The following is a 21,748-nucleotide window of genomic DNA, read 5'->3' as shown; positions in this document are numbered from 1 at the left end:
TGTTTTCCTTTCTTCATTTAAGTTTTACGTATATAATTTAAAAGTACTATTTTTATTTTATTATTTTATATTTATAACAGAATAGAGGTTTAAAAATGGGTGTTAAAATCATTACGGATAGTGCGGCGGATTTACCGGTAGAATTGCTGCAAGCATATGATATTGATTTAATTCCACTCCGTGTATATGATGAAGCAGAAACAGAGTATTTAGATGGAGTTACATTAGAGTCAGTTACATTATTGCAAAAAATGAGAGAAGGCGCTGTTTATAGAACATCATTGCCTTCACTTGAAACTTTCCAAGAAAAATTTATTTCTTATGCAAAAGAAGGTAATCCTTGTATATATTTAGCTTTTTCATCTGAACTGTCTGGTACATATCAATCGTCAATTGTCATTAAAGAGGAAGTAAAAGAAACATATGCAGATTTAGATTTAGAAATTATCGATACGAAATGTGCTTCGCTTGGTCAAGGGCTTGTCGTTTTAGAAGCTGCTAAAATGGCGAAAGACGGCGCATCAAAAGAAGATATTTTAAAACGTGTCGCTTTTTTAATGAACCATATGGAACATATCTTCACTGTAGCTGACTTACAGTACCTTGTTAGAGGTGGACGTTTAAGTAAAGTAGCAGGTTTTATCGGCGGTTTATTAAACATTAAGCCGATCTTAAACGTGGAAGAAGGAAAACTTGTACCACTTGAAAAGGTAAGAGGGAAAAAGAAAGTACTTGGCCGAATTGTAGATATTATGGAAGAGCGCGGAAAAGACCTTAAAGCTCAAACAATCGGTATGACTCATGGCGACGATTTAGAAACAGCTGAAGCGTTAAAAGCATTAATTACGGAAAGATTCGGCTGCGAAGTATTTATCGTAAATACAATTGGTGCAGCAATCGGTGCACATACAGGACCTGGTGTTATAACATTATTTTTCTTAAATGAAGTAGAGTAAAGGATTGATCTTTTGATCAATCCTTTTTTATTTTTAATCTGTGATAATTGGTCGATATGGTATTGGTGAAGTGATACTTATATCAGTCATCGTGTAAAGAAATAATAAAGTCGTTTAAAAAATGCTAGTCATTCTATTCAACAATCGAGCTATATAACGAACGATTTCTTGTCAAAATTAAAAATATTTGAAATAATTGTTATTAAGTTAAAGGAGGGCGATTACAGAAAAAGGTGATACGACTTTCTCTTACTTAAGAATTGTGGAATATTTAAAAAATCCGATTAATTATATTCCGAAAGGGTGTGTGTAATATATTATCAACTAATGTTTTTACTTATAAATCTAAGGATGGAAAAACAGTAATAATTAGAGAAGCTAAAGAACAGGATGCAGAAAGAATGCTAAATGCTGCTTCAAAAGCTTTAATAAATGCTCCATACATGCTAAGTACGGTTGAGGGTGTAAAAAAGATGAGTGTTGATGCTATTCAAAAAACGTTAAAAGCTTATTATGAAAATCCAAATTATGTACAGTTTATTGCTGAAGTTGATGGTAAGTTAGTCGGTGCAATCGATTTTAAGAATGGAAACAAAGAAAAAATTAGTCATCAAGGGGCTTTTGCGATGACCATACTACCTGAATATCGAAATTATGGTATTGGAAGAGCTCTTCTAGAAACGTTAATCAATTGGGCTAAAAATAACAGTAAGATTGAAAAAGTTTGTCTTGAGGTAATGGAAGATAATCTAGGTGCAATCCAGTTATATAAGAATCTAGGATTTTTTGAAGAGGGTAGAAAAGCAAAGAGTGTAAAATTGGATGACGGCTATCAAAATTTAATATTAATGGCTTTATTCGTTTAAAATTGAACATTATTCAACAATAGGCGCTATTGTTGAATAAAACTTAGATTTTCAAACGACTTTATTGTTATATTTTTAAGTACAGTGAAGTATCTTATATCGAAAATTATACAACTATATTTTAACCCCGTCCTAAATTTAGAACGGGGTTATGCTTGTTTTAGGTTTAAAAGTAAATAACTTTATTGTCTTTTTTACACATCGTATCATTCATGTGTTTATGCTATTTGTGATTGAGTGGTGAAAGAAACGAATATAAATCTAGTCCTGCTCATCAAAAAACGAAATATTTAAAGATATTAAAAAATTGTAGTTTCATATATAATTGGGTAGGGAGAAATATCTGTAACTATTTGTAAAAATAGGAGGCGGCTATAAAAATGCATGAAATTGCTAGGTGGGATTTAGATCGATTATATTCGTGTGAAGATATTATATTTCCGATATTAGAGTTGAAAGAACAATATATAGTGACAAAGGATGTGGAAATCCTTTCAAAACTTATACAGGCTATTGAAAAGGCAGAAAACTATTTGTATTGCCGATCGGCTGAAGAAAGTGTCTCATCTGATAATACTATATTGACTGTGAAAGTAAAGGAACTAAAAAGTGAAGTACAGCAAGTAATACAACAAAGTGAGGTGGAAATTTCTGATAATATTAATACTAGGTTCATAAAAGATGAACTTAATGCGTGGGAAAATATGTACATACAATTAAGAAATAAGATAGAAATAGAGCACAATAATAAACAATTATCATTTGGTCAAGCAAATCATATTGCAATGAATAGTGATAATGAAAAGGAAAGATTAGAAGTATTTGTGCTACTAATAAATGCATTACATAAGGAAAAAGAAGTCTTTGCTACTGTATTAAATCAAATAGGGAGATTGCGTAATACAAAGAGTAATGAAAAAGAAGATAGAGAGATTTTAACACAATCTCTTCATGTGAATGGTATTTCTGAAACTGTATTATTACAAATGTGGAATGCGACAGAAGAAAATCTTGATAAATTAGTTAGTGCTTTAAACATGTATAAAATAGGGAAAGATTCCATTACATGGCATGAACTTATGACAATAAAGGAAAATAATGAGGCTATTATTCCTTTTTCACTAGCAGTACAAAACATATATGATGCATTAAAAGCTATTGATGAAGAATTAGCAGAATTTGCACGTAATGCGATAGAAAGTGGATGGGTAGATGGTGAACCGAGAGAGAATAAACCACCAGGTGGGTTTTGCGCTCCTTTTTTCAGTGAGAAAGAATCCCGTATTTCAATGCGTTATGACGGAAGTATCGATAGTGTAAGGATACTTGTCCACGAACTAGGACATGCTTGGCATTTTTATAATATGAGTTTTGAACAAACTACTTCTTTCTTAGATGATTATTTGCCAATGAGTACGGCTGAATCCGCGTCTATTTTCTTTGAAACAGTACTCATAAACTATTTAATTGAAACAACAAAGTGTATAGATATGAAAAAGTCATTACTTAGCTGGAAAATAAGAAATACTTTTAATTATGTTATGGCCATTCGAGCATCATTTCAATTTGAGAAGAATTTTTATGAAAAATGTAAAGAAGGTCCCATAAGTGCTGACGAAATTGAGAAGTTATCTATATTGGCACAAGAAGAAGTATATGGACATGCTTTAAGTGAATATCAGCCGTTCGTGTGGATGAAATATATTCAATTTTATATTGCGGATGTTCCTTTTTACAATTATCCGTACACATTTGGATATTTAGCAAGTTTTAGTTTAGTAGAAATAGCGAAGCAAAACTCAAGTACATTCCATTTAAAGTATAAAGAATTTCTACGAGAAACAGGAAAAGCTCCAGTAGAAGAGCTGATGAAAAAACATTTTCAAATAGATATAACAAGCTATGAATTTTGGGATAAAGCTTTTATACAAATTTCTAAAGATATTGATGAATATTTGCAGCTTATGTAAGGAGAGGATGACATGTTTCAAGCACTAATTTTCGATATGGACGGAACGTTATTTCAAACAGATAAAATTTTAGAAGTATCGCTAGATGATACTTTTAATCATTTACGGTCACTACAATTATGGGATGCAGTAACGCCAATTGATAAGTATCGTGAAATTATGGGTGTGCCGTTACCGAAAGTTTGGGAGACGTTATTACCAGACCATTCTATTGAAGCGAGAGAACAAACAGACGCATATTTTTTGGAAAGATTAATTGAAAACATAAAGAGCGGAAAAGGTGCTTTATATCCAAATGTAAAAGAAGTATTTATGCACATAAAAGAAAATAATTGTTCAATATACATTGCTAGTAATGGCTTAAAAGAATACTTACAAGCAATCGTATCTTATTATGCTTTGGATCAGTGGGTTACTGAAACATGTAGTATTGAACAAATACAATCGCTAAATAAAAGTGACTTAGTCAAAAATATTTTGAACAAATATGATATAAAAGAAGCAGCCGTAGTTGGAGACCGACTATCTGATATAAATGCAGCGAAAGATAACGGTTTAATTGCGATTGGATGCAATTTTGATTTTGCACAAGAAGATGAACTGGCTCGTGCGGATATAGTAATTGATGATTTAATGGAGTTGAAGGGGATATTGTCTGAAGTGCAGAATACGCATGCTACGAATTGAATAAGGTAACAACCATAAAAATGCTCAGAATAAATGATTCTTGAGCATTTTTATATATTTTTATATTAAGGGAGGGAATTTACTTGAAAGATATACATATTCAACAAATAGAAAATTTAATGAAATATGAAATTAGTCATCTCGTTCAGGACAGTAAGGAAGGAGGTTTTAACTTCCTAATAAAATTAATAAATGAATATGAAAACAAAATAAATGTATTTAATAAAACTGGAGAATGTTTATATGGTATTTTTCAAGGGGAAAAGTTAATTGGAATAGGAGGGCTAAATGAGGATCCATATACAGAAAATAATAAGATTGGTAGGGTAAGGAGATTTTATATTGCAAAAGAATACCGAAGGAAAGGATTAGGAAGGTTACTGTTAGTGCGAATTTTAAGTGATGCTAAAAAATATTTTAATATCGTTGTCTAAAATACAGATACGGAACAGGGTGACAAATTTTATACTTCGGGTGGATTTGTGAAAGGGAAAAAATATGTAGGAGCGAGCCATTATTTGAACTTATATAAAAGGATGTAGTGAATTATTATTTATCCACTCTGACAGAACTTTTGTTCTATTTTTATGTGGATTGATGATATAATTTATTTGAATCTATTATTAGAATGGGGAATTGGATGATGGGAGAAAATAAAATTATTCATGATTTCAATGAATATTCAATTTGGTTAAATACATTGAAAGGTATGAAAGAAGAATTGTGGGTGGCACCAATATCAGAGGGGAAATGGACTATTGGTGAGATTGTATCTCATATTATGAATTGGGATGAATGTCTTTTAAGTAAGGTCTTACCATCAGTGAGAGAAGGACAGGGAGTGGAGTTCCCTGACTTTAATACATATAATAAAATAGCATCTAGTTATGCCAAATCAGGTATATCTAAGATGAAACTTCTTGAAGAAGCAAAAACAAAAAGAGAGTTACTCGTAAAAGAAATTAGATTATTGCCTGCTGGAAATCTAAAGAAACCTGTAACTGCCAATGGAGTATCACATTGTCCTCATACTGGAACGCCGTATTCTCTTATATATATTATTAAAGAATTTGTAGATCATGATAACCATCATAAAAGACAGGTTATGCATTTTTTAAATGAAAATCAAGTTGTTAACCGATAAAGAAAGATCCCGCAAATGATATTTGTGGGATCTTTCTTAAATTATAATGTAACATTCATTTGTTTCAATAATCTATTTGGATCACCTTTCACATAATAAAAATGCGGATTATTCTCATCATCATATAGCATAATATAAGGTTTTTCATTTTGTGGGAGCAGTATAAGTACTTCGTCTATTGTAGTATGTAACCATTGATTGGCAATAGAAACAGGTTTAGATAAAGGGATTTTTATCATATGTCCATCTTTCGGAACGACATTTAAGTTTTTAAATGGTCCAGTTATTGCTTTAGCGTATTGAACAGCTTCTTTTTCGATTGCTGGATCTAAAGATTGTTTTTGAATGACCATTTCTTTTTTGCAATCAAACACTTCAATTTGTTGATTTGTATTTGCGAGCACATTTGTTGATAATAGGAAGAAAAGAAGAGAAATGACCCCGATTTTTTTTTTCATAATACAACACCTCATCTTTACTATACCCTCAAAAGGTTTAAATATTTTTCTGTCACATACATGTAACAAAGAAGTTGTATGATACAATTGGTTTTTGTTTAAAAGCAATGGAGGATAAATTATGAAAGTATTGATTGCAGATGATGAACAAGATATGTTGAAAATTTTAAAAGCTTATTTTGAAAAAGAAGGTTTCGAAGTTTTATTAGCAAAAGATGGAGAGGAAGCACTTCAAATTTTTTATGATGAGAAAATAGATTTAGCTATTTTAGATTGGATGATGCCGAAACATAGTGGTATTACAGTCTGTCAGGGAATAAAAAAGAATTCAAGTGTAAGAGTGTTAATGCTTACGGCGAAAAGTGAAAGTGAAGATGAATTAGCAGCGCTTCAAAGCGGGGCAGATGAATATGTGAAAAAACCATTTCATCCAGGAGTACTAATTACCCGAGCGAAAAAGCTTGTACAACAGGATGATGTAATTCAAGTGCAAGATGTAAAGATAAATTTCGCCAAAAATAAAGTATATAAAAATGATATAGAATTAGATATTACAAAAACAGAACTAGAATTAATAAAGTGCTTTTTAAATCATAAAGGAATGATTTTAACGCGTAAAAAATTGTTAGATATCGTATGGGGATTTGACTATTTTGGAGAAGAGAGAACGGTTGATACACATGTGAGGAGATTGCGTAAAAAAATCGGAGAGAATATTATAAAGACGCATCGTGGTTTAGGTTATAGTCTGGAGGAACAAAGTGAATAAACTTGGAAAAAAGCTATTTTTCAGCATTTCTTTAACGGTTATTCTTATTTTTATGATCTCTTTATTATTAATTAATTATCTTTTACCGAAATATAATATTTATAAAACACGTGAAAACTTAAATAAATTTACAATGCAAATACAAAATACATCAGTAAAAGATTTAGAAGATGTTGTCCATACAATTGAAAATGAAAGTAATGTTTCAATTGTGTATACGCCAATCAACCAGTCAATAGTTGATATGAACGAAGCACTACACACAAAACTTATGAGAAAGAAGGTAACATTAAATAAACTGTGGATTACGAAAGACGAAGTCATAAAAGTGAAAACGGAAGGGCAATCGAATAAACTATATGATCAAGGAAAGGTAAAAGCAAGCTTTTTTGCTAAGTATATTGCGAAAGATGATACGATAATTTTAATTGGGACTTCTATTGCAAATTCAAATGAAATTATTAATACGTTAAATACATTTTACTTATACATTTTGTGTTTCTCACTCCTTCTCATTATTTTACTTGTGTGGATACTTTCAAAAACAATCACGACACCATTGAAAGAATTAAGTGATGTCGCAGAAGAAATTTCACGTTTGAAGTTTAAAAGAACGAAAGTGAAAACGAACGATGAAATAGGAGACTTAGCCAATAGTATCAATATTATGAGTGATAAATTGCATGAAGCACATCAAGATTTAACAGATCGTAATGAACATTTAAAACAATTTATGGGTGATATCACTCATGAATTAAAAACACCTATAGCATTAGTAAAAGCATATTCTATGGGAATAAAAGATGGGTTAGATGATGGTACGTACGTAGATACAATTATTAAACAAACTGATCAAATTTCAAATCTAGTTGAAGAGTTATTACGATTTTCTAAACTAGAAAGAGATATATTACAAAAAGAAGAATTCCCTATTGAGCCACTAGTCCAAAGTATAATAGATAAACATAAGATTGAACTGGAATCGAAAGAAATCAATTTGCAAGTGAACAATACTGTTGGTGATACAATCATTTATGCAGATTTAAATAAAATGGGAATGGTGTTTCAAAATTTAATTTCTAATGCGATTAAATATACAACGAATCAAAATGTGGAAATTTATTTACAAAATAGAAACGATGGTATATATTTTCAAATTCAAAATGGTATTCATGCTGAACAAATTAAAGATATCGATAAAATTTGGGAACCATTTTATGTATTAGAATCTTCTCGTAGTAAAGAAAAATCAGGTACAGGATTAGGATTAGCGATAGTGAAAAGTATTTTAGAAAGACATGGTTTTGAATATGGAGTCTCTACTATAGATGGAGAGATACAGTTTGATATTTATATGAAGAAGGGCTAATTAAAAACTAAAAAACATCGTCTATTTTCAATAGGAGACGATGCTTTTTTATGATTATAAGACAGTATTAAGTGGAACTATATAATTTTGAAAGCTCGTAGGGAGAATGTTCTACAAATTTCTCAAGTTATTGTATAAAATATAAACTGAATTTTCAGTAATTTTGTTGTATAGTAAGAAGAGAAGTATTGGGGAGGGAAGGGCATGGAGAAAAAGAAAATTGCAATTACACTATCAGCTATTTTATCTTTATCAATTACATCAGGAGTTTCTACTATCACTGCGTATGCAGAAAATAAGGAAACAAACACTAGAAATGAAAATGGCGTTAAGTTAAATGGAAAAGTTTCAGAAGCATTACATTCGAACACAAAAATTGAATTAGAAAATGGGATGACAAAACCTATTTACTCACTTGATGAAGCGATTATTGAAAATTTGTTTGTAGAAACAGAAGTTGATAGTGATCGCGATGGTAAAAAGGATCGTGTATCAGTAAAGGTTATGCGTCCAAAAACTGATCCGAATGTGAAAGTTCCTGTTATTTATGAAATGAGTCCATATCGAGCTGGATTAAAAGATGTTCCTGTATATAATGTAGATGAAGAATTGTATGCGTATGAAGGAAAACCGTATGGAGCGGTTAATCTTGGTTCGTACGGAAACTATTACGTGCCAAGAGGTTATGCAGTTATTTTAGGAGAAAGTATCGGTACTGGAAAATCAGATGGCTGTCCTACGACTGGAGACGAACAGGAAATATTGGGGACAAAGTCTGTCATTGATTGGGTAAATGGGCGTGCGAAAGCATATACAGAAGATGGAAAAGAAGTAAATGCAAATTGGTCTACTGGAAATGTAGGTATGACAGGGGTTTCTTATAATGGTACGTTACCAAATGCTGTTGCGACGACTGGAGTTGAAGGGTTAAAAACAATTATTCCAATCGCAGCGATTAGTAGTTGGTATGATTATTATCGTGCAAATGGCGCAGTCATTGCACCAGGTGGGTATCAAGGGGAAGATACAGATAATATGGCAGAAGCAGTACTAACAAGGGAAAACCCTGAAGTTTGCGGACAAGTTATAAAAGAGCTCACTGATGGACAAGACCGGAAAACTGGTAATTATAATGATTTTTGGGATAAACGTAACTATGTGAAAGATGCTAAAAATGTAAAAGCGAGCGTATTTGTCGTTCACGGTTTAAACGATTGGAACGTAAAAACGAAGCAGTTCGCGCAATGGTGGGATGCGCTTGGAGAAAATGATGTACCTCGTAAAATGTGGTTACATCAAGGTGGACACGGCGGAACATCAAGTAATAACTGGCAGCAAACACAAAATAAATGGTTAGATTATTGGTTGTACGGAATTGAAAATGGAATTATGGATGAACCAATGGTTGATGTACAACGAGAAAATAAAACATGGGAAAGGTTAAAAAATTGGCCAGATCCAGCGGCTGTGCCGTCAAAAATCCGAATGTATTTAAGTAATAAAGCAGTCAATTTGCCATTAAGTATGGGATCTGCTAATAAGGTTTTCTCATTCGTAGATGATGCAAAAATGAAATCAAACCAATTAGTAGCAAACCCGGAATTAGAAGTAGCAAATCGACTAGTGTATACAATGCCGGTGTTGCAAAAAGATATACGAATAAGCGGTACACCGCAAGTTTCATTCAAAGGAAATATTGACCGTTCTGTAGCAAATTTAACAGCTTTACTTGTTGATTACGGTGGAGCAAAGCCTGAAATCGTTACGAGAGGTTGGATGGACCCGCAAAACTTAAATAGTATAAAAAATTCAACAGCGCTTCAACCTGGAAAAGATTATACATTTACATGGGACATGCAGCCAGATGATTATGTATTTAAAGCAGGACATCAAATTGGGATCGTTTTAATTGCTAGTGACTATGATTATACAATTAGACCGAAAGCGGGTACGAAGCTTACAGTAAAATTAAGCGAAGTAATATTACCGATTGTGAAATAAATGATTTTTAATGAAGAGCTTACTATATAGTAAGCTCTTTAAATTTTGGGGTGTAATTGTTTATCAATACGAGGAGGCAATTATGAATTTCTATTAAAAATACTTACAACAAATAAAACAATTGCATTTAGGATTAAAATTCCACTAAAGGTAAGCCCAGCAACACCTCCAGCGAAACCATCTCCAACTTTTTCACCAATTACATGCATAGTCGCGAAGAAAATGATGGGGGAAGAAAGGATGAAAATGCCACTGGCAATTTTCCATATTCGCCTATACTTCTTTGCAATAAAGAAAATTAGAGCATTAAAAGTGATAAGAAGAAAAAGAAATCCAATTAATGAATTCATCATATCATCCTTTCGAAATAAGTCTGAATTTTCGATTTCTATATATTCATTTTGAAGGAAATATTATACAATGTGATTATATTCTATGGAAAGCGAGTGATATAGTATGACAGTCAGCTCTTTCGAATTTTCATTAAAATTAAAGGTACAGGAAGATTAATTGAATTGAAATCTTCCGTACGTATAAAACGGAGGAGAAAATAAATGTTTAGTTTTTATAGTACACTTTGCGCAGAACTTTATGATTACACAAAGCCTGTCGGTTATTCTTTACATGGTGATATTGAGTATTACAAAGAACGTTTGAAAAATTGTAAAGGAAGAATTCTTGAAGCAGCTGTAGGATCAGGACGTGTCATTATTCCATTTCTTGAAGCTGGTTTTAACATTGATGGGATAGATTATTCACCTGAAATGCTAGATTCTTGCCGTAAGCGGTGTAAAGAGAGAGGCTTACATCCTAATTTATATGAAGGAAGCTTACAACAATTTTCACTACCACATAAGTATGAGGCGATTATCATTCCTACTGGATCCTTTTGCTTAATTGAAAATCGTGAGGATTCTATAAATGCTTTGAAATGTTTGTATGAACATCTTAATACAGGTGGGCGCTTAATTGTAGATCTTATACTTCCGTATGACTGGAAGGTAGGTGAAATTCACACATCGACTTTTTCTCTGCCAAACGGAGACGGAATTACGTTAGAAAAGAAATCAATTGAAATGGATTGGCTGAACCAAATTGCTGTATCATATTTAAAATATGAAAAGTGGAGTAAAGGACAGTTAGTACAAACAGAACTACAACGTTTTGCAATGCGGTGGTATGGTATAGAAGAGTTTAAACTCCTTTTAGAAAGTATTGGTTTTTCTAACATTACTTGCTCTGCTGACTATGTATATGAAAAAGAGCCGTCAAATGCAGATCAAATGATTACGTTTGAAGCTGTACGAAAAAAATAGTACAGAAACTATTAATAAAAATAAGGCAATCGATACGAAATCGACTGCCTTATTTTCTATTTTGTGTAATTGTTTATAGAGAAAGATAGGAGGGAAATAAATGAAATTCATATTAATATTTGGCCCACAAGCAGTTGGGAAAATGACAGTGGGGCAAGAATTAGCAACATTAACCGGTTTAAAACTTTTTCATAACCATATGACAATTGATTTAGTAAGTCCAATTTTTGATTACAGTACGAAAGAAGCAAAAAGACTAGTAAGTTTATTTCGTAATGAAATATTTGAAGAAGTATCTAAAAGTGATTTATCTGAATGATTTTTACTTATGTATGGGCATTTGACCTCCAATCCGATTGGGATTATATACATCATGTAGTAAGTATTTTTGAATCAAAAGGTGGGACGGTATATTTTGTAGAGCTGGAAGCGGAATTAGATGAAAGATTAGAACGGAATAAAAGTCCGCATAGATTAGAACATAAACCGAAAAAAAGAGATATTGAATGGTCTGAAAATAATTTAAAAGAAACGATGAAAAAGCATAGATTAAACTCTTTTCATGGTGAAATTGAAAAAGAAGAGTATATAAAAATTAATAATACTTACTTGAGTGCAAAAGAAGTAGCGGAAATGATTAAAGAGAAGTTTCGATTGTAAAATTTTTAAATGCTGATACGTTTTCATTGTCCAAGCATTCTCCTACTACCTACATATACTATTTATGTTAAAATCGGTCACTATTTTAAACAGGACTGCTATTTTAATATATACAACTATTCAAGGAAGAGGGGAGAATAAATTTGGAAAACGAAGAACAAGGAAGAATTGAAAATCAAGTGTATTCTAATCGGGTAGTTAGATCAGAATTTGATGAGAATTGGGAAACGTGTATTTCAAAAAGCGGTTATGTAATCTATGTAGCTACAAGTGATCATGCGGAAGTAATAGTACTTCTTGCAGATGGTTCAAGTAAATTATTAATCTTTGGAAAAGGCGGTAAAGTAGTAGTAGGTGGCGGCGGAACGAGTCATTACAGTAAACCACATATTGCAAGAAATATATAAGGTAGAACGTGTTTATTAAAAAGACACTCGAAAACGGTTAGCCACTCATGTTTAGAACATGGGTGGCTAACCGTTTTTATTTGTTTAAGTGATTTTAGAAAAACTTAATTTATTATTAACTTATGCATCATTCATATCATTTCGTCAAATGAATGTCACATAAAGGCTTTATAGTGTGAGTAGGAAGTGAAACATACACAAAGCAGGAGATGAAATGATGAAAAAAGCGTTACAATATATATTCATATTACTTACGTTAGTAACAGAACGAATGCTCTTTATTCAAAATATGAGAAGTATAAAGAGATTCAAAATAATAAGAAAATAATTGGTGAAGTTGCTAAGAGGTATGATATTCCAGATTGGATTCCACTATCTATCGCAGACCATGAAACAAAATTGAATCGAAAAGCAATAGGGGATAATGGCACATCATTTGGATTATTCCAATTGCATCGGGGCGGATTAGCACCAGCCTCTTTATCTGAAGAAAGTTTAATGGATTCACAAATCAATGCAAAAATAGCAATCACTAATATGGTCAAATCATATGAGCGCGTTGTGAAAAAAGGATTAAAAGATTGGGAGTTATTAAAATATGTCGCTAATACATCAGGATGGCCAGGTAATTTAGGAGAAGACTGGACGGATAAAAACACGAAATATAATATAGGTTTGGAACAATCATATAAGCAATATAAGAAAGTGAATTAAGAAAAGCATTTCCTATTTTGGGAAATGCTTTTTCTATGTTATAGTATAATAGTGTTTTAAAATGATGTTATTTTAGTATACTTCAAATTTTGTTATGTATTATTTTTATATTAAATAATCATTTAAAGTATTTTTTTATATAAGGAGCAATAATTAGAGAAATGAAAAATATAGACTTTATACTAGAAAGTGATGAGACATTAAAACCGTCAGAACGATTAGTACTATTATTATTAGAGAAGCATAGAATGTTATATACAAACGATCTATTGGCATTGTCTAATTTATCATATAAAACATTAACGGATTCATTAACTGCCCTTGTTTTAAAATCATATGTGTTAAAGGAAACAGGTAAGGGGAGAAGACAAAATTGTTATAGATTAGTATGATAAGTCTGCTCATTTTAGAGGGTTTATACGTATTTTTTTCAAATGAAAGGTTAAAATACATTTTAACCTTTCAAATGATAAATGTTTATTAGGCAGCTATTTTTTGATATGCATAGTGTGCTCGGTTTTTTAATATATATTTTTATTTCATTATTATAAATCCAATTCAGTTAAGGTAAAAACGATTAAATTATTTAAAGAATTATAAAAATGAAACGTAAAAACAATCCATTTGTTAGATGGATTGTTTTTTTATTGGGATAATAAATTATAAAAATAATAGTATTATGTAAACAATTTAAATGGTGAAGTAATGCGCCGTTAGTAATAGAGTTTATCCCGCTATTTGCCGGGAAGTAAAACTCCCACCTCAAAACTCGGCTGGGGCAAAGAAGTTAGGTGGGAGTGGGGCTGGACCGATTGGTGAGGGCTGATAATCAGTGGGGATGAACATAACCCACATTGATTAAAGTATTACTTTATAAAAATAAAAACATTATATATTGATAAAAAGATGTAATTGTAGAATGATTCATATTAATATTAAAAGTAGTTATAGGTTGGCATAAAATTCAACTTGTAGTCTGTAGTAAAATGGAACGATTGAATTAAATAATAATTTATTTTTAATAAAGGTGTGAGATTAATGGATGAAACGCAAGTAATGGTTTATTTCAATCTGTCTGGAGATGAATTTCCAGTAGAGGTTGTTTCTGAAAGATTGCAAGTAAGCCCAACTAAAAGTTATAAAAAAGGGGACATAATTAGAAAAACAAACGAAACTGAAAACATAACAAGAAACTATACATCTTGGCAACTAAGTACAGGATATCAGGAATCATTAGATGTAGGAGATGTAATGGAGCAATTAATTCTAAAACTAAAAGATAAGTCAGCCATTATTAATGAACTAAAAAGAGAATTTGGATTAGAATGTAGATTCACTATTGTAATTAAAATAAATGAAGGTCATACACCAGCTTTTCATTTAGATAATCCAGTAATTGATTTTGCTAACAGTATTAAAGCTGATTTTGATATTGATTTATATGTGAATCCTTATGTTGAGGAGATAAAGTAAAGTGCTAAGTAAAAAAACTCTTCTACAATAGTAGAAAAAGAATAACATAAACTACTATTTTATTGCAGCATACATAAAAAATCTCGATGTAAATATGGAAATGTCGTCGAATGCTATCTTTAATTGGTTAATTTGTGAGATATTTTTGTGAAGGAACTTATTTTATAAGAATAGAATTTAGTTTAGTAAGAAAACGTGCCTATGGTAGTGAAAAATATGGGTTAGGGGGACTTGAAATGAGGAAACTCAAAAGAGTAAATGTTCCTAATATACCAGAGCAACTATCACAACCTAGTGACAATCGTACTATAAATAAAAAGAAGTTAAGACGACTTATTTTAATGGTTCTTTTTATTGCAGTGACTACTTTATATGTTCAATATATTTTAACGAAACAGCAAGAGATAATAATGAATAAAAAAGATACGATTACAAATCAAAAGAAACAATTAGTTACATTAAAGAAGGATCAATCGTTTCTAAAGACTAACATTGAGAATTTAACGGATAATGAAGAGGAAATTTTGAAGTTTGCGAGAAAAGAGTACCAATTTTCTAAGTCAAATGAAACGATTTTCGTATTACCAAAGTAATGAAACAGTTAGCGTTGGCTAACTGTTTTTTATTTGTAAATGAAGTACGAAAACAGAAAAGCTAAATTTTTGCATGGTACAAGGAGTTCTAACATAATGTAAGATGTACAGTTGAAGCCATTACATCAATGGAATTCACAATTATCCATAATTATGGAATATGTGTAAAGATAAATGTTGTTAAAATTCTGATAATTTTATATAATATTCATAAGCGGATACATTTTTTAATGAACGTTAAGTTTATCGCTCGTACGACTATTAAGAAACCCGTTATCCTCGTATAAGAAAGGAAGATAGCTGTGTATGCTTCAAATACAATTTATGTCGTAGGGGATGCGAAAGCGCCTCAAAATAATCCCATTACGGAAAAGTTTAAAAGCTATTTTGTAGCATTTGTACTTGTGAAGGAGACAGGGGAAATTGTAGATGCAGATTGCTCAGCGACAATTGCATTAACATCTCAATTCGTTAAATATTTATTTCTACATAAAAATATTAATGATCCAGCGCTAGTAACAGAAATAAAAGATCGTTATTTCGGTTCATCTCAAAAGGCATTATTAGTAGCGCTAAAAGATGCGCAAAAAAAATATAATCAGATTGCTGCTTTGTCTACTCAATCATAGACAAAATCCAGCCGTAAGGAAGTTCTTGCGGCTGGATTTTTTTATTGGACAACGAAAGGATGAGCGAAATGAAAATTACGGATATAAAGGTGAAGCGTCGTTGTGTAAAGCTTCATACTCCATTTAAAACCGCACTTCGTACCGTAACTGAAATTGAAAGTATTGATGTGTTTATTCATACAGATGAAGGAATTGTTGGTAAAGGAGCTGCGGCCGCAACACCGGTTATTACGGGAGATTTCGCTAGTGGGATTGAGGAAGCTATATTAGGGCCGCTGCGTTCATGCTTAATTGGTCAAGATATAATTCAATTTCAGCAGTTATTACAGCATATCCAAATGAGTTGTATAGGAAATACAAGTGCGAAAGCAGCGGTTGATATCGCTTTATATGATGTGTATTGCCAATATCAAAACGTTCCACTTTACGCATTATTAGGCGGTAAGAAAGAAATCTATACAGATATTACAGTAAGTGTAGATGATCCTATTATTATGGCAAAAGAGGCAAAGCAACATGTAGAAAAAGGATTTCAAACTTTAAAAATTAAAGTTGGTAAATCTGTGCATTTAGATTTAGAGCGTATTGAGGCGATTCGAAATAGTGTACCAAAAAATACAACGTTACGATTAGATGCAAATCAAGGATGGAATCCAAAAGAAGCGGTTTCTATTGTGAAAGAGATGGAAAATCGTAATTTAAATATAGAATTCATTGAACAACCAGTTCACGCGAAAGATTGGGATGGATTAAAGTACGTGAAAGAAAATGTACAAACGCCTATTATGGCTGATGAAAGTATATTTTCAGCAAGTGACGCATTAAAACTCGTGCAAGGAAGCTACGCGGACTTAATTAATATTAAATTAATGAAATGCGGTGGTATACGTGAAGCGTGGCGTATTGCAGATATTGCAGAAGCGGCAGGTGTGAAATGTATGGTTGGCAGTATGATGGAATCTTCACTTTCCGTTAGTGCTGTAGCACACTTAGCTGCTGCACATCCAAATATTCATTATTTCGATCTTGATGCACCGCTATGGTTAGTGGAAGAACCGGAAGGAATGACTTACTCCGGCTCAAAGGTAAACCTTCATTCTAAAGTGAATATGTAATCTTAGAAAAAATGACTAGTAACTTACCTTTTAAGGAGGATATATATGAAAAAAGTAGGAACTGCATTATTAACAACTTTATTTATATTTTCATCGTTTACATCGGCAAATGCTGAAGAGAAGAAAGATAGCAAAGCGTTTATAGATGTATCTGCCGCAACGTTATGGACTGCACCTGATTCGTTACGGCCAATTGATGCACCGAGTGCAACAAATCCAGTTGATTTATGGAAATGGACGAAATCAATGACGCTCGATGAAAAACTATGGTTAACAAATGCAAATAAATTAGAAACGCAAACACTACTCGGTCAAGAAGTAACGGTTGTTGAAAAGAAAGGTGACTGGGTAAAAGTGTTAGTACACGGACAACCGACACCGCGAAATGAAGAAGGTTACCCGGGATGGATGCCGGAAAAACAATTAACGTATAATCAAGAGTTTGCAGATAAAACAAACGAACCGTTCGTATTAGTAACGAAACCGACCGCAATTTTATATATAAATCCTTCTGAAAAACAAAAAGCATTTGAAGTTAGCTATAATACGCGACTGCCGCTACTAAGTGAAGATACCATTTCATACCGCGTATTGTTGCCAAATGGACAGAAAGCATGGCTACGAAAAAATGATGGAGCGGTTTACCGTTCTCAAGATGATATTCCAACACCGACAGCCGATGATTTAATCAACACAGGGAAAATGTTTTTAGGTTTACCATATATATGGGCTGGTACAAGTGGGTTTGGATTTGATTGCTCTGGATTCACACATACGATTTATAAATCGCACGGTATTACAATACCGCGCGATTCTGGACCGCAATCAAGAGCAGGGGTTGCCGTTGATAAAGAAAACTTACAAAAAGGAGACTTAATCTTCTTTGCGCATGATCAAGGGAAAGGTAGTGTCCATCACGTTGGAATGTATATTGGTGATGGTAATATGATTCACTCACCAAGAGCTGAAAGATCAGTTGAAATAATCCCGTTAAATACACCAGGATATATAGAAGAATACGCTGGTGCTCGCCGTTACTTACCGTAAAAAATAGAGGGGGTTTGGAAATGAAAAAGGTAGTTCGCTACTCGTTAGTTAGTACTCTATTAGTTTCTTCATTTTTAGTTGGTTGCGCAAAAGAAAAAACAGCTACAAAGCCGAAAGATGAGAAAAAAGTATTGCAGCTACTAGAAACGGGTGAAATTCCATCATTACATTCAGGGAAAGTAACAGATGCGGTATCATTTAACGTTTTGAATAACGTAATGGAAGGGCTATTCCGATTATCGAAAAATGATGAAGTAATTGAAGCCGGAGCGCAAAAATATGAGGTTAGTAAGGATGGAAAGACTTATACATTTCATTTACGTGATGCGAAATGGTCTAACGGAGATCCAGTAACGGCTCACGATTACGTATATGCTTGGAAGCAGCTTATTAATCCAGATACAGCTTCTCAATATGCATATATTGCGTATGATGTGAAAAATGCGGAGAAAATAAATAAGAAACAACTAGGATTAGATGAATTAGGAGTAAAAGCAAAGGATGATAAAACATTTGTCGTAGAGCTGGAACATCCTGTACCATATTTTACGAAACTACTCATTTTGCCATCTTTCTATCCGATTAATGAAAAATATGCGAAAGAGCAAGGTGATAAATACGGATTAGAAGCAAATAAAACGGTATATAATGGACCGTTTACATTATCAGAATGGAAACATGAAGCTAGCTTTACAATGAAGAAAAATGATAAGTATTGGGATAAACAAGAAGTGAAGCTAGATGAAGTAAACTATCAAATTGTTAAAGAAATTTCGACTGCGGTAAATTTATATGAAACAAATAAGGTTGATAGAGCGGTCATTTCTACAGAATTTGTAGATAAATATAAAACGAATAAGGAACTGAAACAATATACAGATCCAGTCATGTATTTCTTCCGTTTCAATGAAAATGTACCGATTCTTAAAAATAAAAATGCGCGTCTGGCACTAAGTACAGTGTTTGATAAGAAGGGCCTTGCGACTTCATTTTTAAATGATGGTTCTGTTGCTGCAAACTACTATGTACCAAAAGGTTTTTTAAAAGGTCCAGACAAGAAAGACTTTAGAAGTACAGCAGGCGAATTTAATAAGACAGACGTAAAACTGGCAAAAGAATATTGGGAAAAGGCAAAGCAAGAAACAGGAACGAATGAAGTAACGCTTGAGTTATTAAACTATGACTTAGAAAACTTTAAAAAAGTAGGCGAATATATTAAAGAACAGCTTGAGAAAAACTTACCTGGGCTTAAAGTAAATGTGAAATTACAACCACATACGCAAAAACTAGCGTTAGAGAAGAAAAAAGAATATGAAATGTCGTTATCACGCTGGTTACCTGATTATCCAGATCCAATGACTTATTTAGAAGTATTCCTTTCAGGAAGTACTGTAAATAATACAGGGTATGCAAATCCAGAATATGATGCGTTAATTAAGAAGATTAAAACTGAATTAGGTAACGATGAAAAAGCACGTTGGAAAGCACTGCAAGATACTGAAAAAATGCTTCTGGATGATGCAGTAATTGCACCGGTATTCCAGCGCGGTCTATCTTACTTACAAAAACCATATGTGAAAGACTTATATGTGCATCAATTCGGTCCAGCTACAAGCTTAAAATGGGCAGATGTACAAAAATAAAGTGATGGAGAAACAGACTTCACGTATGTGGTGGTCTGTTTTTTTTTATGTAATACATAATCGGATGAATTATAGACATTTCATTTGTTTTTTCGACGTTTAAAAATAAAATTATTACTAAAATTCCAGTGTGAAATTTATGTAGAATCTTGTATAATTAACGTGTTTCTATGGAAACATTTGCTTGCGCTATTTGTATAGGACTTAATAGAACAAGGAAGGAAATACATACATGTATATAATAGATAAATAGAATGGAACATGTATAGAGAAAAAGGAGAGAAAAGATGACGTGTCAAAAACAAGGGTTACAATTTAATAGTAATGGAATGAGGAATATTTAATGAAGATGAAGCATGCTTTCGGACCAATTATTTTAGCCTGTGTACTTTTTTTCATTGTATTGCTTATTCCGTCTAAAAGTTTAGTATCGCTAATTAGTGATAAAAAAATAGAAGATGCGGCAACGTCCTTACAAAAAGAAAAACTACAAAGTGTTTTCTTACAACAGAAAATGTTAGAGAATTCGCAGTATTTACCGATGTACGGTTCATCTGAATTTTTACGAATGGATGCATACCATCCATCTAACTATTTCAAAGTAAATCCAGCAGGTTTTACACCATTTTTAATTGGAACTGGCGGTACGCAAAGTTTAGCTCACATTTTAAATATGACGTCTACAATGGATGATTTGGAAGGTAAAAAAGTCGTCTTTGTTCTTTCGCCACAATGGTTTACAAAAACGGGTGTATCACAAGGAGATTTTACTAATAATTTCTCCAAACAACAAGCATATCATTTTATTTTTAATGATGACATTAAACCTGAAATGAAGAAGCAGATCGCGAAACGACTATTAGATTATAAAGTTGTTCAAAAGGATGATATATTAAAAAATTCATTAGAAGGTATTGTTTATAATGATACGAAACATAACATAAAAGCAGGTCTAGCCAAACCACTTGCTTATATGTACCGAAACATTTTAGATCATAGAGATTTATTTAATTCTTTATTTAAGATTGAACCGATGAAAGAGAAAATAAATATGGGACTACGTTCAATTTCTTGGGAGAATGCACGTAAACATGCGGAACAAGAAGGGCAAGCGGAGTCTACTACAAATACATTTGGAATTGAAAACCCGTATTACTATAAACATAATTTAAAGAAAAAATTAAAAGGCCTAAAAAATTTTAGAGCAAATGAATCGTATGATGAATCACCAGAATATGATGACTTACAAATTGTTTTAGATCTTTTCAAAGAAAAAAATGTTAAGCCACTCTTTATCTCTGTACCTGTAAATGGACCTTGGTATGATTACGCTGGTTTCCCGAAAGAACGCCGTGAAGTGTATTATACAAAGGTTAGAGAGCAAGTTGAGAAAGCAGGGTATCCAGTAGTCGATTTCTCTAGCCATGAATATGATAAGTATTTCTTAAAAGATACGATTCATCTAGGCTGGAAAGGCTGGATCTATTTTGATGAAGCTGTGCAGAAGTTTTACTCTGAGAAATAACAACTTAGAAACAGGAACGGCTATGAGCTGTTCCTGTTTTTTAATAAAGAGGATTTTGATGTGGGCAATTCGGAAATGCGTGTATATCTTGAATTTGTCTGAAATCATAATGTTTCATCGCGAACTGAGATTGGTAAAGGTATTCATACACATATAATTGGCCATCATGTGCTGAACATAATACCCCAGTAGTTCCTTGCCCATTCATGAAGGAAATGCCGATAGGGCGTCCAATTAAGTATGGTATTTTTTGTTGCCAGTGCATTGGGGAAATCACTCCTTTTTGGGATAATATACGAAAGGAATGCCTAAATTGTTGCTTATCCATGTAAATATGGGGGCTTTTCATACAATTTCTAGAAGGTGTTATTAGGAGTGGGTTATAAATGGCAGACTTGAAGCATAA

The 21,748-nt window shown here is 32.4% G+C and carries 21 protein-coding genes and 3 pseudogenes; 21 read left to right on the top strand and 3 right to left on the bottom strand.

From position 1 onward, the window contains the following. Nucleotides 1–95: 95 nt before the first annotated feature. The 6 genes and pseudogenes from JDS98_RS02035 (at nt 96) to JDS98_RS02010 (ending at nt 5,623) form a co-directional block, all read left to right on the top strand. The gene (locus tag JDS98_RS02035; protein WP_098820412.1) at nt 96–956 is read left to right on the top strand and encodes a DegV family protein; all 861 of its coding nucleotides are present in this window, start codon (nt 96–98) and stop codon (nt 954–956) included. A gap of 305 nt (nt 957–1,261) precedes the next feature. Further along, entirely contained in the window at nt 1,262–1,822 is a 561-nt protein-coding gene (locus tag JDS98_RS02030) for a GNAT family N-acetyltransferase (RefSeq protein WP_199633492.1), read from the top strand. A gap of 380 nt (nt 1,823–2,202) precedes the next feature. Continuing rightward, nucleotides 2,203–3,792: a M3 family metallopeptidase gene (locus JDS98_RS02025; protein ID WP_199633491.1), complete on the top strand. Its 1,590-nt coding sequence runs from the start codon at nt 2,203–2,205 to the stop codon at nt 3,790–3,792. A gap of 12 nt (nt 3,793–3,804) precedes the next feature. Beyond that, the gene (locus tag JDS98_RS02020; RefSeq protein ID WP_098711356.1) at nt 3,805–4,479 is read left to right on the top strand and encodes an HAD family hydrolase; all 675 of its coding nucleotides are present in this window, start codon (nt 3,805–3,807) and stop codon (nt 4,477–4,479) included. An 83-nt stretch (nt 4,480–4,562) separates the two neighbouring features. Further along, a pseudogene (locus tag JDS98_RS02015) lies at nt 4,563–5,021 on the top strand (GNAT family N-acetyltransferase). Between the two features lie 101 nt (nt 5,022–5,122). Continuing rightward, a complete protein-coding gene (locus JDS98_RS02010; protein WP_098711355.1) occupies nt 5,123–5,623 on the top strand; it encodes a DinB family protein in 501 nt (166 codons plus the stop codon). A gap of 41 nt (nt 5,624–5,664) precedes the next feature. Here the strand turns inward: JDS98_RS02010 and JDS98_RS02005 are convergent, their stop codons facing one another. Next, on the bottom strand, nt 5,665–6,081 hold the full coding sequence (locus JDS98_RS02005; protein ID WP_087969918.1) for a hypothetical protein: 417 nt from the start codon (nt 6,079–6,081) through the stop codon (nt 5,665–5,667). Between the two features lie 121 nt (nt 6,082–6,202). Between JDS98_RS02005 and JDS98_RS02000 the strand changes: the two genes are divergently transcribed. From JDS98_RS02000 to JDS98_RS01990, 3 genes are all read left to right on the top strand, one after another. Continuing rightward, complete coding sequence (locus JDS98_RS02000; RefSeq protein WP_199633490.1) at nt 6,203–6,850, top strand: response regulator transcription factor; 648 nt, start codon at nt 6,203–6,205, stop codon at nt 6,848–6,850. Continuing rightward, nucleotides 6,843–8,219, top strand: a complete 1,377-nt coding sequence (locus JDS98_RS01995) for a HAMP domain-containing sensor histidine kinase (protein ID WP_199633489.1) — start codon at nt 6,843–6,845, stop codon at nt 8,217–8,219. Before JDS98_RS02000 ends, JDS98_RS01995 begins: the two co-directional genes overlap by 8 nt. Before the next feature lie 204 nt (nt 8,220–8,423). Then, nucleotides 8,424–10,220: a Xaa-Pro dipeptidyl-peptidase gene (locus tag JDS98_RS01990; protein ID WP_199633488.1), complete on the top strand. Its 1,797-nt coding sequence runs from the start codon at nt 8,424–8,426 to the stop codon at nt 10,218–10,220. An 80-nt stretch (nt 10,221–10,300) separates the two neighbouring features. Here JDS98_RS01990 and JDS98_RS01985 read toward each other — a convergent pair whose 3' ends face one another. Continuing rightward, entirely contained in the window at nt 10,301–10,570 is a 270-nt protein-coding gene (locus JDS98_RS01985) for a hypothetical protein (RefSeq protein WP_001086639.1), read from the bottom strand. A 204-nt stretch (nt 10,571–10,774) separates the two neighbouring features. Between JDS98_RS01985 and JDS98_RS01980 the strand changes: the two genes are divergently transcribed. The 12 genes and pseudogenes from JDS98_RS01980 (at nt 10,775) to dltD (ending at nt 21,342) form a co-directional block, all read left to right on the top strand. Continuing rightward, nucleotides 10,775–11,536, top strand: coding sequence for a class I SAM-dependent DNA methyltransferase (locus JDS98_RS01980; RefSeq protein ID WP_199633487.1), 762 nt, complete (start codon nt 10,775–10,777; stop codon nt 11,534–11,536). Between the two features lie 100 nt (nt 11,537–11,636). Continuing rightward, nucleotides 11,637–12,196: pseudogene (locus tag JDS98_RS01975) on the top strand (AAA family ATPase). A gap of 143 nt (nt 12,197–12,339) precedes the next feature. Continuing rightward, a complete protein-coding gene (locus JDS98_RS01970) occupies nt 12,340–12,603 on the top strand; it encodes a hypothetical protein (RefSeq protein WP_000426647.1) in 264 nt (87 codons plus the stop codon). Between the two features lie 214 nt (nt 12,604–12,817). After that, nucleotides 12,818–13,317: pseudogene (locus tag JDS98_RS01965) on the top strand (invasion protein). A 161-nt stretch (nt 13,318–13,478) separates the two neighbouring features. Continuing rightward, on the top strand, nt 13,479–13,709 hold the full coding sequence (locus JDS98_RS01960; RefSeq protein ID WP_000789036.1) for a hypothetical protein: 231 nt from the start codon (nt 13,479–13,481) through the stop codon (nt 13,707–13,709). Nucleotides 13,710–14,355: 646 nt separating this feature from the next. Continuing rightward, nucleotides 14,356–14,790 (top strand): DUF4279 domain-containing protein, encoded by a 435-nt coding sequence (locus JDS98_RS01955; protein WP_097957330.1) that lies wholly within the window; start codon nt 14,356–14,358, stop codon nt 14,788–14,790. Between the two features lie 236 nt (nt 14,791–15,026). Then, nucleotides 15,027–15,383 (top strand): FtsB family cell division protein, encoded by a 357-nt coding sequence (locus tag JDS98_RS01950; RefSeq protein ID WP_087969910.1) that lies wholly within the window; start codon nt 15,027–15,029, stop codon nt 15,381–15,383. 302 nt (nt 15,384–15,685) lie between these two features. Then, a complete protein-coding gene (locus tag JDS98_RS01945; protein ID WP_000271326.1) occupies nt 15,686–16,012 on the top strand; it encodes a DUF3870 domain-containing protein in 327 nt (108 codons plus the stop codon). Nucleotides 16,013–16,080: 68 nt separating this feature from the next. Then, a complete protein-coding gene (locus JDS98_RS01940) occupies nt 16,081–17,127 on the top strand; it encodes a dipeptide epimerase (RefSeq protein WP_097957328.1) in 1,047 nt (348 codons plus the stop codon). 45 nt (nt 17,128–17,172) lie between these two features. Continuing rightward, entirely contained in the window at nt 17,173–18,174 is a 1,002-nt protein-coding gene (locus JDS98_RS01935; protein WP_199633486.1) for a C40 family peptidase, read from the top strand. 20 nt (nt 18,175–18,194) lie between these two features. Further along, nucleotides 18,195–19,817 (top strand): peptide ABC transporter substrate-binding protein, encoded by a 1,623-nt coding sequence (locus JDS98_RS01930; protein WP_199633485.1) that lies wholly within the window; start codon nt 18,195–18,197, stop codon nt 19,815–19,817. Nucleotides 19,818–20,160: 343 nt separating this feature from the next. Continuing rightward, complete coding sequence (gene dltD, locus JDS98_RS01925) at nt 20,161–21,342, top strand: D-alanyl-lipoteichoic acid biosynthesis protein DltD (protein ID WP_098711350.1); 1,182 nt, start codon at nt 20,161–20,163, stop codon at nt 21,340–21,342. A gap of 40 nt (nt 21,343–21,382) precedes the next feature. Here dltD and JDS98_RS01920 read toward each other — a convergent pair whose 3' ends face one another. Then, entirely contained in the window at nt 21,383–21,607 is a 225-nt protein-coding gene (locus JDS98_RS01920) for a hypothetical protein (protein WP_000558696.1), read from the bottom strand. Nucleotides 21,608–21,748: the final 141 nt, after the last annotated feature.

The sequence above is a fragment of the Bacillus cereus group sp. N11 genome, from assembly GCF_016483605.1.
GTDB lineage: Bacteria > Bacillota > Bacilli > Bacillales > Bacillaceae_G > Bacillus_A > Bacillus_A toyonensis.
Note: the sequence above shows the minus strand (reverse complement) of the source record. Positions and strands in the feature narration are given on the sequence as shown.